At 64.7% G+C, this 309-nt stretch carries 1 protein-coding gene; it reads right to left on the reverse strand.

Features of this window, described 5'->3' with window-relative positions:
* The coding region (locus SB756_RS29065; RefSeq protein WP_410912994.1) for a LysR family transcriptional regulator at positions 1-309 on the reverse strand (309 nt) is incomplete at both ends.

The raw sequence follows: 309 nt of genomic DNA on the forward strand, positions 1-309 counted from the left end.
AGTAGTTCGCCGGTTCTCGCTTCCTCCAGCGCCACCGAGACGCCAACAAAGGTTTCGCGAAACAGCCGCAATACACTGGGTACAAACGGGTGCAGGGCGGCCGAACTGGTAAATCCGATCGCCAGGCGGCCACGTTCACCTCGCGCGGCACGGCGCACGACGTCGGCCAGCCCCTCTGCCTGAGCCAGTATTTCCCGCGCCTCATCCAACAAGGCCAGGCCGGCAGTGGTCGGGCGCACGCCACGCGGCAAACGCTCCATCAAGCTCACCCCCAGCTGGGCTTCAAGGCTTTGCAGCATCCGCGTCAAG

Origin of the sequence: Pseudomonas sp. SIMBA_068 (assembly GCF_046534705.1) — a bacterium.
In the GTDB taxonomy this organism is placed as follows: domain Bacteria; phylum Pseudomonadota; class Gammaproteobacteria; order Pseudomonadales; family Pseudomonadaceae; genus Aquipseudomonas; species Aquipseudomonas putida.